We start from the raw sequence: 13,021 nt of genomic DNA, 5'->3' as shown, positions 1-13,021 counted from the left end.
TGCTGGATGCCAGTTTGCTGTTCAAGGCGCTGGGCCCTGCCTGCGCAGTACTGGCCAGTGCCTGTAGGTGGTGCGGACGGCGAGACTCGAACTCGCACAGCTTTCGCCACTACCCCCTCAAGATAGCGTGTCTACCAATTTCACCACGTCCGCGGTTTTTAGCTGTCCGGATTGCATGAGGAACCTTGCGGCTTTTGGCTTTCCGGGCAGTCTCAGAGTTTACCCTGAATTTGCACCGTTCCCTGAGCAGAACGGCACCTTTGTGGCGCTATTTCGTCGGGATTTGACCTGCACCGGAAGCAGCCGGCGCAGGTGGGACGGCAACCGCACCGGCTGTGGGCGCCGGCGTGGCCGTGCCGGGGATCTGGCCGGCCCCGGGAGCGACCGGCGCTGGCGCCGTGATGGCCGCACCTTCGAGCACGCTGGTGCCGGTCTGCGGACGCGCGTTGCCGAAGTAGGCAAGCGCCAGGGTACAAACAAAAAACACCGCCGCCAGGACCGCCGTCGTGCGCGACAGGAAGTTGGCACTGCCGCTCGCGCCAAACAGGCTGCCGGAACCGCCGCTGCCAAAAGCCGCCCCCATGTCGGCACCCTTGCCATGCTGCACAAGGATCAGGCCGATCATGCCCAGCGCGGTGATCATCTGGACCGCCAGAACAATGGTTAACAAAACGTTCATGTTTACTCCTAATTAAATAGCGTGGTCCGCCCGTCAGACGGCGGCTGCAGCAATAATCGTCAAAAAATCGGGGGCCTTGAGCGACGCGCCGCCGATCAGGCCGCCGTCGATGTCGGGCTGGCTCAGCAGCGTTGCGGCATTGGCCGCATTCATGCTTCCGCCATACAGAATTTTCACGCGCGCGGACTGGTCCGTGGCCGCCTTGAGCTGGGCCCTGAGCACCGCATGCACGGCCTGCGCCTGCTCTGGTGTCGCGGTCCTGCCGGTGCCGATCGCCCAGACGGGTTCATAGGCCACGACGATTTCGCTGATGCAGTGGCCATTGGCATGAATCACGGCCGCCAGCTGGCGTTTGACAACGCTTTCCGTCTGCCCTGCTTCGCGCTCTGCCAGCGTCTCGCCGACACAGACAATCGGCGTGATGCCCACGGCCAGCGCCTGTTGTGCCTTCTCGGCCACCAGCACATCGGTTTCGAAGTGGTACTGGCGGCGCTCCGAATGGCCGACGATGGCGTAACGGCAGCCGAAGTCCTTCAGCATGGTCGCGCTGACTTCACCGGTGTAGGCCCCGGAGGCCTTGGCCGAGACGTCCTGCGCACCCAGATCAATGGCAGCCAATGCCGGCAAGGTCTGGGCCAGCGCCTGGAACTGCGCCAGATACGGCGCGGGAACACACACCGCCACCGCACACCCCGGCTGCGCCGGCAAACCGGCCGCCAGTGCCTGCAGCAAGGCTTCATTGGCAGCCAGGCTGCCGTTCATTTTCCAGTTTCCTGCGATGAGTTTTTTCATGGGCTGGGTGCCTGCCAGGTCAAAACAATTTTCCCGATGTGCTGATTCGACTCCATCAGCCCATGGGCTTTGGCCGCGTCGGCCGCGACAAAGGTGCTGTGAATCACCGGCTTGATCGCGCCGCTGGCAATCAGCGGCCAGACCTTGTCCCGCAGTGCCGCGGCAATCGCGGCCTTGAACTCGATCGAACGCGGCCGCAGGGTCGAACCGGTGACGGTCAGGCGTTTGCGCAGCACCAGACCGGCATTGAACTCGGCCTTGAGGCCGCCCTGCACGGCAATGATCACCAGGCGGCCGTCTTCGGCGAGGCACTCGACCTCACGCGCCACGTAGCTGCCGGCAACCATGTCGAGAATGACATTGACGCCCTGACCTGCCGTGAGTTTTTTGACCTCTTCGGCAAAGTCGCTGGTTTTGTAGTTGATCGCGTGGTCGGCCCCGAGGGCCAGGCAGGCGGCGCACTTATCGTCGCTGCCGGCCGTGACCAGCACCGTGGCGCCCAGCGCCTTGGCCATCTGGATGGCTGTCACGCCGATGCCACTGGACCCGCCCTGGATCAAAAGGGTTTCGCCCTTTTGCAGGCGCACCCGGTCAAAGACATTGCTCCAGACGGTAAAAAATGTTTCGGGCAGCGAAGCCGCCTCGATATCGCTGAGGCCCGCCGGTACCGGCAGACACTGGCCCACCGGCGCCACGCACAGTTCGGCGTAACCGCCGCCCGCCACCAGCGCGCAGACCCGGTCGCCCACTTTCAGGCCGGCCTGCGCCATGGCCGCGGCGTCGCCGTCCACCACCACGCCAGCCACTTCCAGCCCCGGAATATCGGACGCCCCGGGCGGCACCGGGTAGTTGCCGGTGCGTTGCAGGACGTCGGGGCGGTTAACCCCGCTGGCACTGACGCGGATCAGCAACTCGCCTGCGCCGGCCACCGGCGCGGGCCGTTCGCCCAGACGCAGGACGTCGGGGGGACCGAAGGAGGTGATTTCGACTGCTTTCATCAGGTACATGCTCATTGCTGGCCGCAGCGCCCGTCAGACGGGCGCATGCAGCTACCAATCAGATAGCAGTTCAGCCCTGGTCCTGGCCTGGGGCCGGACGGTCGAGCAGCGCCTTCATGGACAGCTTGACGCGGCCTTTTTCGTCGGTCTCGAGAACCTTGACCTTGACGATCTGGCCTTCGCTCAGGTAGTCAGTGACGCGTTCGACACGTTCGTGGGCGATCTGGCTGATGTGCAGCAGGCCGTCCTTGCCGGGCAGCAGGTTGACCAGGGCACCGAAGTCCAGGATCTTGGTGATCGCGCCTTCGTAGACCTTGCCGATTTCGACTTCGGCGGTGATCTCGGCGATGCGGCGTTTGGCTTCGTCGGCCTTGGCACTGTCGTTCGACGCGATCGTGATGGTGCCGTCTTCCTCGATGTTGATCTGCGTGCCGGTTTCTTCGGTCAGCGCACGGATGACGGCGCCGCCCTTGCCGATCACGTCACGGATTTTCTCGGGGTTGATCTTCATGACATACAGGCGCGGTGCGAAGTCGGAAACCTCGGCCTTGGCTTCGCCCATGGCTTCCTGCATCTTGCCGAGGATGTGCATGCGGGCTTCCTTGGCCTGCGCCAGCGCGACCTGCATGATTTCTTTCGTGATGCCCTGGATCTTGATGTCCATCTGCAGCGCGGTGATGCCGGCGGTGGTACCGGCCACCTTGAAGTCCATGTCGCCCAGATGATCTTCGTCACCCAGGATGTCGGTCAGCACCGCAAAGCGGTTGTCTTCCTTGATCAGGCCCATGGCGATGCCGGCCACGTGGGCCTTCATCGGCACGCCGGCGTCCATCAGCGACAGGCAGCCGCCGCAGACGGAAGCCATCGACGAGGAGCCGTTGGACTCGGTGATCTCGCTGACGACACGCATGGTGTACGGAAATTCTTCCTTGGTCGGCAGCACGGCGATCAGCGCGCGCTTGGCGAGGCGGCCGTGGCCGATTTCGCGACGTTTCGGGCTGCCCACACGGCCGGTTTCGCCGGTGGCGAACGGAGGCATGTTGTAGTGCAGCATGAAACGGTCTTCATAGTCGCCCGACAAGGCGTCGATGCGCTGTGCATCGCGCTCGGTGCCCAGCGTGGTGATCACCAGCGCCTGGGTCTCGCCACGCGTGAACAGAGCCGAACCGTGGGTACGGGGCAGCACGCTGTTGCGGATTTCGATGGGGCGCACGGTGCGCGTGTCGCGGCCGTCGATGCGCGGGTCGCCGGCCAGGATCTGGCTGCGCACGATCTTGGCTTCGATGTCGAACAGCATGCCGTCCACGGCCACACTGTCGAATTCGACGCCTTCGGCCTTCAGGCCCATCTTGGTCCAGGTGGTCACTTCGCGCGTGGCGTGGGTGCGGGCCTGTTTGTTGCGGATCTGATAGGCCTTGGCGAGCTTTTCTTCGGCCAGTGCCACCACCTTGGCGATCAGCACCTCGTCCTTGGCTGGCGCACGCCAGTCCCAGACCGGCTTGCCGGCATCACGAACGAGTTCGTGGATCGCATTGATCGCGATGTTGCCCTGCTCATGGCCAAACACGATGGCGCCGAGCATGATTTCTTCGGACAGCTGCTGGGCTTCGGACTCGACCATCAGCACGGCGGCTTCGGTGCCCGCCACAACCAGGTCCATCTTCGAGTCTTTCAGCTGGGTCTTGCCGGGGTTCAGCACGTACTGGCCGTCGATGTAGGCAACGCGGGCGGCGCCGATCGGGCCGTTGAACGGAATGCCGGAAATCGACAGGGCGGCGCTCGAGGCGATCAGCGCGGGAATGTCGCCTTCAACTTCGGGGTTCAGTGACAGCACATGGATCACGACCTGCACTTCGTTGAAGAAGCCTTCAGGAAACAGCGGACGGATCGGGCGATCGATCAGACGCGAGGTCAGCGTTTCAAATTCGCTGGGACGGCCTTCACGCTTGAAGAAGCTGCCCGGAATGCGGCCGGCAGCATAGGTTTTTTCGAGATAGTCGACCGTCAGGGGGAAGAAATCCTGGCCGGGCTTGGCATCGGCCTTGGCGACCACGGTGGCCAGCACCACGGTGCCGTCCATGTCCACGATCACGGCGCCGCCGGACTGGCGGGCAATTTCGCCGGTTTCCATCGTGACCTTGTGCTGGCCCCACTGGAAGGATTTGGTGACTTTGTTGAAAATGCTCATGTTTATCTCCACTAGATTCAAGCACTTGAGGCAGTGCGGGAAGCCCGGAGTGGCGGCTGGCAGAACACGATGCCATTCCACAAAATGCCTGGGCTCCCAGGTCTTTTCTTGTGGAATGACACAGCGCGTGATCGTTTTGCCTTGCTCCGAAGTCAATCATTGGCGCCGATGGCGCTTCTGAAATTGTTTTTTTCGTTTTTAAAGTGCAAAACGCCTGAGCTAGTGAACTAACTCAGGCGCCTTGCAGTCATTTTTAGCGCTTATTTGCGCAGGCCAAGCTTGGCGATCAACGCAACATAACGGGCTGCGTCCTTGGACTTCAGGTAGTCCAGCAGCTTGCGGCGGCGGCTCACCATGCGCAGCAGGCCACGGCGACCGTGGTGATCCTTGGCGTGGGTCTTGAAATGGGGCATCAGTTCATTGATGCGGCCGGTCAGCAGGGCCACTTGAACTTCAGGGCTGCCGGTGTCGCCGGCGGCGCGTGCGTTGGCCTGAACGATGTCGGCCTTGATGGATTTCGCGATCATGGGTTTTCCTTGATGTAACTTGCGAGCGGTACAGTGTTCCCGACGTGGGAGTTGACCGTGGCCGCCGTGTTCTGCGAAGTGCTGGTTCACGAATGAAAAAGCACGCTTTTGGGCAGAGCCTTGGATTATAGCCCAGTCTCCGGGCCGGCTCAGGCGCCCGGCAGCCAGCGGGCCAGGCGCTCCACACCCTGCCCCAGCCTGGCGACGTCCCGGCTCGCAAAACACCAGCGCAGCCAGCCCTGGGCCTCGGGCGCCGGGTTGACCATGAAGGCATTGCCGGGGGCCAGTCCGAGGCCGGCCTCCACCACCAGGCGTTTGGCAGTGGCCAGTGAATCGCCGAAGCGCGCCTGATCCGACAGCCTGAAAAACGCATACATGCCACCGCGGGCCGGGGCCACTTCCACGCCCGGCAGGGCCTGCAACAGCGGCACCAGCGTGTCGCGGCAGGTTTTCAGGTGTGCCACCAGCTGCGGCGTGACGTCATCGGTCCTTGCCAGTGCCACCAAGGCGGCCCGCTGGACGAACACCGGAGCGCAGGAAGTATTGAACTCCACCAGCTTGCCCATGTGCGGCGTCATGCCAGGCGGCATCACCAGCCAGCCCAGGCGCCAGCCGGTCATCAAAAAGCTCTTGGAGAAGCTGTGCACGATCACCAGCCGGTCGTCCGGCGCCGCGATATCGAGGAAACTCGGCGCGCAGCCATTTTGCGTGGATTCGAAATAAAGCCGCTCGTACACCTCGTCGGCCAGAATCCAGGTGCCGGTGCGGCGGCAGTGCGCGAGCAGGGTTTCCTGCTCGGCGCGGCTCAGGGTCCAGCCGGTCGGGTTGTTCGGTGCGTTGACAATCAACAGCCGGGTCCGAGGCGTAATGGCCGCCAGCAACTCGTCCATATCGAGCTGCCACTGGCCCGCCACCGGCCGCAGGCTCACGCAGCGCAGCTTCGCGCCCATGATCAGCGGCTGCGCGGTGAGGTTGGGCCAGACCGGTGTGACCGCCACCACCTCATCGCCGGCATCCACCAGCGCCTGCATGGCCAGCATCAGGGCGTTCACGCCACCCGAGGTGACGGCAATGCGGTCCGCAACAATCGCTGCCGCGCCGGCGCAGCGCAAGCCGGTGGCGTAACGCGCAATCGCTTCGCGCAGCTCCGGCAGGCCCAGGTTGTGCGCATAAAAAGTTTCGCCCTCTTGCAGCGAGGCGATGGCGGCGTCGCGGATGAAGGCGGGCGTGACCTCGTCACTTTCACCAAACCAGAACTTGAGCACATCGCTGCGCCCCATGCCGGCATTGGCCACCTGGCGGATCATCGACTCTTCGAGGTCTAAAACGGCTTGTCTCATGCGTGTCTTTCAGCGGAAGGGGGCGTTGGCGTGCGGTTCAGGGCCGCTGCATCCTGCAGTTGTGCGCCTGTTCGGAGCGCGCTGCAGCGATGGTCTTGATCACGCGAAAACCATAACCCGAGCCCTCCACATCGAACCGGACACCCGGCGCACCCTGCTTGTCCATCACGGCCACCAGCAGCGGCTGCTGGAACTGGTGGTCGGCGCTGCGCATCACGCCCTTGTGGCCGGCAAACAGCACCGTCGCCTTTTCCAGCTGCGCGGCGACGGCGGTTGACTCCACCGTGCGGGCTTTTTCGATGCTCTGCGCCAGGGCTTCGACCATCAGCTGCATGCGCATGTGCACATAGTCGTCCTGGGGTTTCGGGAAACGCTGGCGGAAGGACTGGTAAAACGCCTCCGACGGGGCGCCCGCCTCGTTGGGAAACCAGTCGGCCACGGCGATGACCTTGCCGACGCCGGCATCACCGAGCGCAGCGGGCACGCCCAGCGCATTACCGTAAAACGTGTAGAAGCTGCCTTCAAAACCCACATCCCTCGCGGCCTTGACCAGCAGGGTCAGGTCGTTCCCCCAGTTACCGGTGAGCACGGCCTGTGCGCCACTGGCCTTGATCTTGGCGGCATACGGAAGAAAGTCCTTGACGCGGCCCATCGGGTGCAACTCGTCGCCGACGATCTGCACATCGGGGCGCTGGGCACCCAGCTGACGGCGGGCTTCGCGCAGCACGGCCTGGCCGAAGCTGTAGTCCTGCCCGATCAGGTAGATGCTTTTGACCGCCTTGTCGTCCTTGAGCACATCCATCAATGCGGCCATGCGCATGTCGGCGTGGGCATCGAAGCGGAAGTGCCAGTAGCTGCATTTTTCATTGGTCAGCACCGGATCTACCGCAGAATAATTCAGGTACAGCACGCGTTGTGCCGGCTGGCGCTCATTGTGCTTGTTGATCGCATCAATCAGCACCGCCGCCGTCGACGACGAGTTGCCCTGGGTCACCAGCGTGATGCCGTCATCGAGAGCGGAGCGCAGGGACGACAGGGCCTCCTCGTTCTGGCCCTTGCTGTCGTAGCGCTCGAACACCAGCGGCCGATTGCCGCCAGGCAGCTTGAGGCCGCCGCGCGCATTGACGCGCTCCGCCGCCCACACCAGGTTGCGGAAGACGGCTTCGCCGGTATTGGCAAACGGCCCGGACAGGCTCTCGATCAGTGCAACGCGCACCGGGGCGGGCGCCGCCACGGGCTGCTGTGCAGAGGCATTGGCCGACCACAGGCAGACGCCCGCGCCTAGGGCCAGTACGGCACGTTTCAAGATCCGATGACTGAAAAAATACATTCTGGAATTTCCTTGAAATACGCCTTGGCACGCTTACCTGCTGTGCATGCGGCGATCACGATTGGGAGCCGCGAAGTGTAAGGGGAAAATTTTCCCGCCCAACCCAAAGGAGTCCTCATGTTTTATTCACTTGCCGGCCGGCCTGCACGCAGCTTTCAGCGTCCCGCCTCGTCACTGGTCAGCAACGGCGCCCTCGATAAATTCCTGAATGACACCCTGGGCTCCCTGTCCGACAGCCGCCCTGCCCAATCGGCGTCGGTGGAAGACGGCGACAAGGCGTATTCACTGCAACTGGACGTTCCGGGCCTGGCCAGGGAACAGCTGGAGATCGGCATCGAAGGCGATGTGGTGCGTATTGCCAGCAAGGCCGATGCCGCACGCAAGGTCAAGGCGGCTTACCGTTTTCCGGTCGAAATCGACGCTGCGGCCAGCACCGCGAAACTGGAAAACGGTGTGTTGACCTTGACGCTGGGCAAAAAGGTCCCGGTCAGCAACGTAGCCCAGTTGACGATTCAGTAGAACAGGCCCCCAAGCTCGCTCGCTGTGCGCAACCCCCTGCCCCGCCGGCAAACCCGGGTCAGGCGGTGATTTCCGCCAGACCCCAGCGCGGCTTCACGTCAAAGGTGTAGCCGCGCTGCAGGTTTTCCAGGCCTGCCTGTAGCCGCATGCCGGCAGCCAGCGCGATCATGGCGCCGTTGTCGGTGCACAAATGCATTTCCGGGTAATGCACCCGGATTCCCTTTTTGCTGCAGGCCGCGTTGAGTTGTTCACGCAGCAAGGCATTGGCCCCCACGCCACCGGCCACCACCAGCCGTTTCAAGCCGGTCTGCTCCAGCGCTTTCAACGATTTTTTGACCAGCACTTCCACTATCGCCGCCTGCGTCGAGGCCGCCAGGTCGGCGCGGGCCTGCTCGCCCATGGGCTCGCCGAGTTTTTTGGCCTGCGTCAGCACCGCGGTTTTCAGGCCGGAAAATGAAAAATCGAGGTCGCCGCTGTGCAGCAGCGGCCGGGGCAACTTGAAGGCCTGGGCGTCGCCGCCCAGCGCCAGCCTGGCCAGGTGCGGCCCGCCGGGGTAAGGCAGGCCCAGCAACTTGGCCGACTTGTCAAAGGCCTCACCGGCCGCGTCATCAATGGTCTCGCCCAGCAGTTCGTAGCTTCCCACCCTGTCCACCCGCATCAGCTGGGTATGGCCGCCCGACACCAGTAGCGCTACAAATGAAAACTGCGGCGGGTCGGCGCTCAGAAAAGGCGAGAGCAGGTGCCCCTCGAGGTGATGCACACCCATCACCGGCTTGCCCAGCGCCGCCGCCAGTGAACAGGCCACGCCGGCGCCCACCAGCAGCGCACCGGCCAGGCCCGGGCCACGTGTGTAGGCCACCACGTCCACGTCGGCCAGCGAACGCTGCGCCTGGCCCAGCACCTCGCTGATCAGCGGCAGCACCCGCCGGATGTGGTCGCGGCTGGCCAGCTCGGGCACCACGCCGCCATAGGCCTGGTGCATGTCGATCTGGCTATGCAGCGCGTGCGCCAGCAAGACCGGCACGCCCTGGCCCGAGGCGTCGACAAGCGCCACGCCGGTTTCGTCACAACTCGATTCAATTCCCAGTACAAGCATGGCATCCAGTGTAAAGCGCGGGGTGCCCATCACCCCGGGGCGGAGCCAGAAACGGTCCGGGGCATGAATGTTGCAGGACAATGTCCCACCGTTCTACCCTTGACTGAAACGATGAAATCCGGATTGAGCTTTCTGATTGCCGCCAGGCGCTGTGAAATCAACGACCTCGAGCAACTCACGCGCACCAGCGCACTGGTCAACGTGATCGGGCGGCTGGTCCACGCCCTGCAGAAGGAACGCGGCATTTCGAATGTTTTTCTGGGCTCGCAGGGCGCCCGGTTCGCCGCCCAGCTGCCCCGCCAGGTACTCGATTGCCTGCAGGTCGAGGACGAGTTGCGCGCCAGTTTCGACCACCTCGACACCGATGCCGGCCACCTGAACAACGGCGCGCGGCTGTTCAGCCGCATTGCCTTTGTCCTGCATGAGCTCGACGCCCTGCCCGCCCTGCGGGCCCGCATCGGTGCGCAGGACGTGGCCGCGGCCGAGGTCACCAGCGCATTTGTCAAGCTGATCGCCGGCCTGCTGGCTGTGGTTTTTGAAGCGGCCGACAGTGCCACCAACCCCGAGATTTCGCGGCTGCTGGTGGCCATGTTCAACTTCATGCAGGGCAAGGAATTTGCCGGTCAGGAACGGGCTTTCGGCGCGGCCACCTTCGCTTCAGGCCAGACCGACGCCCAGCGCCAGCAACAATGGCTGCACCTGATCCAGTCGCAGGAACGCTGCGTACAGGTGTTCAACGATTTTTCGACCCCTGCGCTGCGCGAACTCTGGCAAACCAGCCAGCGTACCGCCACGCTGGCAGACCTTGAACGCCTGCGCCGCATCGCCTGCTCGGTGGCGGCCGGTGCCCTCGACCCCAACCTGAGCCAGACCTGGTTCGACTGCTGCACCCACCGCATCGACGCCATGAAGGCCGTTGAGGACCAGCTGGCGGCCGAGCTGCTGCAACTGTGCGAACAGAAGATCGCGCAGGCCCGCGCCGAACTGCGCGACCACCAGATGATCCTCGCCGCGCTCACGGCGCAAGGCGGCAGCCTGGTGGCAGGAACGGGTCAGGCCGGTCCTGCGGCCACGTCTTATGGGCCCCACCTGGACCGATCCATCCTCGAGCTCGTCCAGGACCAGGCGAACCGGCTGCAGGCCATGAGCGACGAGCTCGAGACCGCGCGCGCCTCCCTCAACGAGCGAAAACTCATCGAACGCGCCAAGGGCCTGCTGATGGCGCACCGCAAGCTCAGCGAAGAAGAGGCCTACAAGATGCTCCGGCAAACCGCCATGAACCAGAACCGCCGCCTGACCGACGTGGCCGAAGCCGTGCTGGCCATGGCGGACTACCTGGCCACCGGAACGCCCTGATTCAGCACAAGGCCTGTGCCGCCTGAGGGCATCCGCACCAGGATGGCGCACCCCGGCTGAGCGGGTTCTGCGCTGCAGGCATCGCTGCGGCAAACCTTTTTTCAGAGGCAAACAGCAGCCCGCCCCCTCCATCTGAATCATCTGGCACGGTTGCTGCTTGGTTCATGGCATGAAGGGGCCAACGGCGGTCCATTTCAAAAGTCATCCACGGCTTCACAGGACAACGGCGTCCATTTCCAGCCTGCTTGTGCAGGCCCGAAATGGGCGCCGTTTTGTTTTTCCGCTTTGACCTTCTGCGCTTTGTTTTTTTCAGTCTTCTGTTTTGTCACTCAAGGAGTTCCACATGACGCAAACTTCCGCCGCTCCAGGCAAGCCGACACGCCGCGACTTCATCCGCCAAGCCGGTGCACTGGGCGGCGCCGCCACCTTCGGCATCGGCAACCCCGGCGCCTGGGCGGCCGGCTCCGATGCGCCCGAGAAGAAGGAAGTCAAGATCGGCTTCATTCCCCTGACCGACTGCGCCAGCGTGGTGATGGCTTCCGTCATGGGTTTTGACAAGAAACACGGCGTCACCATCATTCCCAGCAAGGAAGCCAGCTGGCCCGGCGTGCGCGACAAGCTGGTCAACGGCGAGCTCGACTTTGCCCATGTGCTGTACGGCCTGATCTACGGCGTGCACATGGGAACCGCCGGCCCCAAGAAAGACATGGCCGTGCTGATGAACCTGAACCACAACGGCCAGGCCATCACCCTGTCCAAGAAAATCGCCGACAAGGGCGCCGTGGACGGCGCCGGCCTGGCCAAGCTGATGGCCACCGACAAGCGTGAATACACCTTCGCACAGACCTTTCCCACCGGCACCCACGCGATGTGGCTGTACTACTGGCTGGCCGCCAACGGCATCAACCCGATGAAGGACGCCAAGGTCATCACCGTGCCGCCGCCACAGATGGTGGCCAACATGCGCATCGGCAACATGGACGGTTTCTGCGTGGGCGAACCCTGGAACCACCGCGCCATCATCGACGGCATCGGCGTGACCGCCACAACCACCCAGGACATCTGGAAAGACCATCCTGAAAAGGTGCTGGGAACGACGGCCGACTTCGCCAAAAAATACCCGAATACGGCGCGCGCCGTCACGGCCGCCATCCTCGAGGCCGGCAAATGGATAGACGCCAGCCTGTCCAACAAGAACAAGATGGCTGAAACCATCGCCGAAAAAAGCTATGTCAACACCAGCGTCGACGCGATCAACCAGCGCATCCTGGGCCGTTACCAGAACGGCATGGGCAAGACCTGGGACGACCCGAACTACATGAAGTTCTTCAACGACGGCGCGGTCAACTTCCCCTACCTGTCCGACGGCATGTGGTTTCTGACGCAGCACAAGCGCTGGGGCCTGATCAAGGACCACCCCGACTACCTCGGCATTGCCAAACAGATCAACCAGATCGACATCTACAAGGATGCCGCCGCGGCCGCGAAGGTCAGCGTGCCCAAGGACGTGATGCGCAGCCACAAGCTGGTGGACGGCACGGTCTGGGACGGCAAGGACCCGAAAAAGTACGCGGACAGCTTCAAGATTCGCGCCTAGTCGCGCCGCCTGAAGCACCCATTGAATCCAAAGCCAGGAGGTCACACCATGGTCAGTGCCGTATTCCACAGCCCGCTCGAAGCTGCCACGCCGGCAGCCCGCAGCGGCGACAAACCCAGGGAGCCGTCAGCTACACATTTGATAGCTGACAGCGCCCATACCACGGGCGCTACAGCCCAAAACAACATGAAAACTACCGTGCCAGCCGCCGCCCCAGCGAAACCACCGCGGGACGCCTCCGTGCTCTGGCTGGGCATTCTGCCGCCGCTGCTCGGCATGGGTTTGCTGGTGCTGGTCTGGGAACTGGTGTCCATGGGCACCGGCGCCAGCATTCCCTCACCGAAAGACACCTTCATCCAGGCCATCGAAATCTTCAAGGACCCGTTCTACAGCAAGGGTCCGAACGACCAGGGCGTGGGCTGGAACGTGCTGTCCTCGCTCAAGCGCGTGGCCATGGGCTTCGGCCTGGCGGCCGTGGTGGGCATTCCGGTGGGCTTCATGATTGGCCGCTTCACCTTCCTGAGCCGCATGTTCAACCCCCTGATCAGCCTGCTGCGCCCGGTGTCACCGCTGGCCTGGCTGCCAATCGGCCTGCTGGT

The 13,021-nt window shown here is 63.5% G+C and carries 12 protein-coding genes, 1 tRNA gene and 1 pseudogene; 4 read left to right on the top strand and 10 right to left on the bottom strand.

Features of this window, described 5'->3' with window-relative positions; genetic code table 11:
* Window positions 1-68: 68 nt before the first annotated feature.
* The 8 genes from AAG813_RS16820 to AAG813_RS16785 form a co-directional block, all read right to left on the bottom strand.
* Window positions 69-153: transfer RNA gene (locus AAG813_RS16820), tRNA-Leu, on the bottom strand.
* A 115-nt stretch (window positions 154-268) separates the two neighbouring features.
* Entirely contained in the window at window positions 269-679 is a 411-nt protein-coding gene (secG, locus tag AAG813_RS16815; protein ID WP_341916887.1) for a preprotein translocase subunit SecG, read from the bottom strand.
* Between the two features lie 33 nt (window positions 680-712).
* Complete coding sequence (tpiA, locus tag AAG813_RS16810; RefSeq protein WP_341916885.1) at window positions 713-1,471, bottom strand: triose-phosphate isomerase; 759 nt, start codon at window positions 1,469-1,471, stop codon at window positions 713-715.
* Entirely contained in the window at window positions 1,468-2,469 is a 1,002-nt protein-coding gene (locus AAG813_RS16805) for an NAD(P)H-quinone oxidoreductase (RefSeq protein WP_341916883.1), read from the bottom strand. The genes tpiA and AAG813_RS16805 overlap by 4 nt, the downstream gene beginning before the upstream one ends.
* Before the next feature lie 70 nt (window positions 2,470-2,539).
* Window positions 2,540-4,657 carry a polyribonucleotide nucleotidyltransferase gene (gene pnp, locus AAG813_RS16800; protein WP_341916882.1) on the bottom strand — a complete coding sequence of 706 codons (2,118 nt, stop codon included), beginning with the start codon at window positions 4,655-4,657 and terminating at the stop codon, window positions 2,540-2,542.
* A 260-nt stretch (window positions 4,658-4,917) separates the two neighbouring features.
* On the bottom strand, window positions 4,918-5,184 hold the full coding sequence (rpsO, locus tag AAG813_RS16795) for a 30S ribosomal protein S15 (protein WP_096665963.1): 267 nt from the start codon (window positions 5,182-5,184) through the stop codon (window positions 4,918-4,920).
* Between the two features lie 149 nt (window positions 5,185-5,333).
* On the bottom strand, window positions 5,334-6,524 hold the full coding sequence (locus AAG813_RS16790) for a pyridoxal phosphate-dependent aminotransferase (RefSeq protein ID WP_341916878.1): 1,191 nt from the start codon (window positions 6,522-6,524) through the stop codon (window positions 5,334-5,336).
* Window positions 6,525-6,561: 37 nt separating this feature from the next.
* Window positions 6,562-7,854, bottom strand: coding sequence for a branched-chain amino acid ABC transporter substrate-binding protein (locus tag AAG813_RS16785; protein WP_341916876.1), 1,293 nt, complete (start codon window positions 7,852-7,854; stop codon window positions 6,562-6,564).
* A 117-nt stretch (window positions 7,855-7,971) separates the two neighbouring features.
* On the opposite strand from AAG813_RS16785, the gene AAG813_RS16780 reads away from it, so the two are divergent.
* On the top strand, window positions 7,972-8,373 hold the full coding sequence (locus tag AAG813_RS16780; RefSeq protein ID WP_341916874.1) for an Hsp20/alpha crystallin family protein: 402 nt from the start codon (window positions 7,972-7,974) through the stop codon (window positions 8,371-8,373).
* A 58-nt stretch (window positions 8,374-8,431) separates the two neighbouring features.
* Here AAG813_RS16780 and tsaD read toward each other — a convergent pair whose 3' ends face one another.
* Entirely contained in the window at window positions 8,432-9,469 is a 1,038-nt protein-coding gene (gene tsaD / locus AAG813_RS16775) for a tRNA (adenosine(37)-N6)-threonylcarbamoyltransferase complex transferase subunit TsaD (RefSeq protein ID WP_341916871.1), read from the bottom strand.
* A gap of 111 nt (window positions 9,470-9,580) precedes the next feature.
* Between tsaD and AAG813_RS16770 the strand changes: the two genes are divergently transcribed.
* Window positions 9,581-10,825: a nitrate- and nitrite sensing domain-containing protein gene (locus AAG813_RS16770; protein ID WP_341916868.1), complete on the top strand. Its 1,245-nt coding sequence runs from the start codon at window positions 9,581-9,583 to the stop codon at window positions 10,823-10,825.
* A 194-nt stretch (window positions 10,826-11,019) separates the two neighbouring features.
* Here the strand turns inward: AAG813_RS16770 and AAG813_RS16765 are convergent, their stop codons facing one another.
* Window positions 11,020-11,154: a hypothetical protein gene (locus AAG813_RS16765; RefSeq protein WP_341916866.1), complete on the bottom strand. Its 135-nt coding sequence runs from the start codon at window positions 11,152-11,154 to the stop codon at window positions 11,020-11,022.
* 14 nt (window positions 11,155-11,168) lie between these two features.
* Between AAG813_RS16765 and AAG813_RS16760 the strand changes: the two genes are divergently transcribed.
* Together AAG813_RS16760 and AAG813_RS16755 are read left to right on the top strand one after the other, a co-directional pair.
* Entirely contained in the window at window positions 11,169-12,422 is a 1,254-nt protein-coding gene (locus AAG813_RS16760) for a CmpA/NrtA family ABC transporter substrate-binding protein (RefSeq protein WP_341916865.1), read from the top strand.
* A 48-nt stretch (window positions 12,423-12,470) separates the two neighbouring features.
* Window positions 12,471-13,021, top strand: a pseudogene (locus AAG813_RS16755) (nitrate ABC transporter, permease protein); the annotation flags it as partial.

The organism is Polaromonas sp. YR568 (genome assembly GCF_943371715.1).
Taxonomy (GTDB): domain Bacteria; phylum Pseudomonadota; class Gammaproteobacteria; order Burkholderiales; family Burkholderiaceae_C; genus Polaromonas.
This window is presented reverse-complemented; position numbering and strand designations above follow the sequence as displayed.

What these genes read in the sequence shown, in the direction of transcription:
- tpiA (WP_341916885.1), bottom strand. Translation starts at nt 1,471, where the DNA reads ATGAAAAAACTCATCGCAGGAAACTGGAAAATGAACGGCAGCCTGGCT.
- rpsO (WP_096665963.1), bottom strand. Translation starts at nt 5,184, where the DNA reads ATGATCGCGAAATCCATCAAGGCCGACATCGTTCAGGCCAACGCACGC.
- tsaD (WP_341916871.1), bottom strand. Translation starts at nt 9,469, where the DNA reads ATGCTTGTACTGGGAATTGAATCGAGTTGTGACGAAACCGGCGTGGCG.
- AAG813_RS16780 (WP_341916874.1), top strand. Translation starts at nt 7,972, where the DNA reads ATGTTTTATTCACTTGCCGGCCGGCCTGCACGCAGCTTTCAGCGTCCC.
- AAG813_RS16805 (WP_341916883.1), bottom strand. Translation starts at nt 2,469, where the DNA reads ATGAAAGCAGTCGAAATCACCTCCTTCGGTCCCCCCGACGTCCTGCGT.
- AAG813_RS16785 (WP_341916876.1), bottom strand. Translation starts at nt 7,854, where the DNA reads ATGTATTTTTTCAGTCATCGGATCTTGAAACGTGCCGTACTGGCCCTA.
- AAG813_RS16790 (WP_341916878.1), bottom strand. Translation starts at nt 6,524, where the DNA reads ATGAGACAAGCCGTTTTAGACCTCGAAGAGTCGATGATCCGCCAGGTG.
- pnp (WP_341916882.1), bottom strand. Translation starts at nt 4,657, where the DNA reads ATGAGCATTTTCAACAAAGTCACCAAATCCTTCCAGTGGGGCCAGCAC.
- AAG813_RS16770 (WP_341916868.1), top strand. Translation starts at nt 9,581, where the DNA reads ATGAAATCCGGATTGAGCTTTCTGATTGCCGCCAGGCGCTGTGAAATC.
- secG (WP_341916887.1), bottom strand. Translation starts at nt 679, where the DNA reads ATGAACGTTTTGTTAACCATTGTTCTGGCGGTCCAGATGATCACCGCG.
- AAG813_RS16760 (WP_341916865.1), top strand. Translation starts at nt 11,169, where the DNA reads ATGACGCAAACTTCCGCCGCTCCAGGCAAGCCGACACGCCGCGACTTC.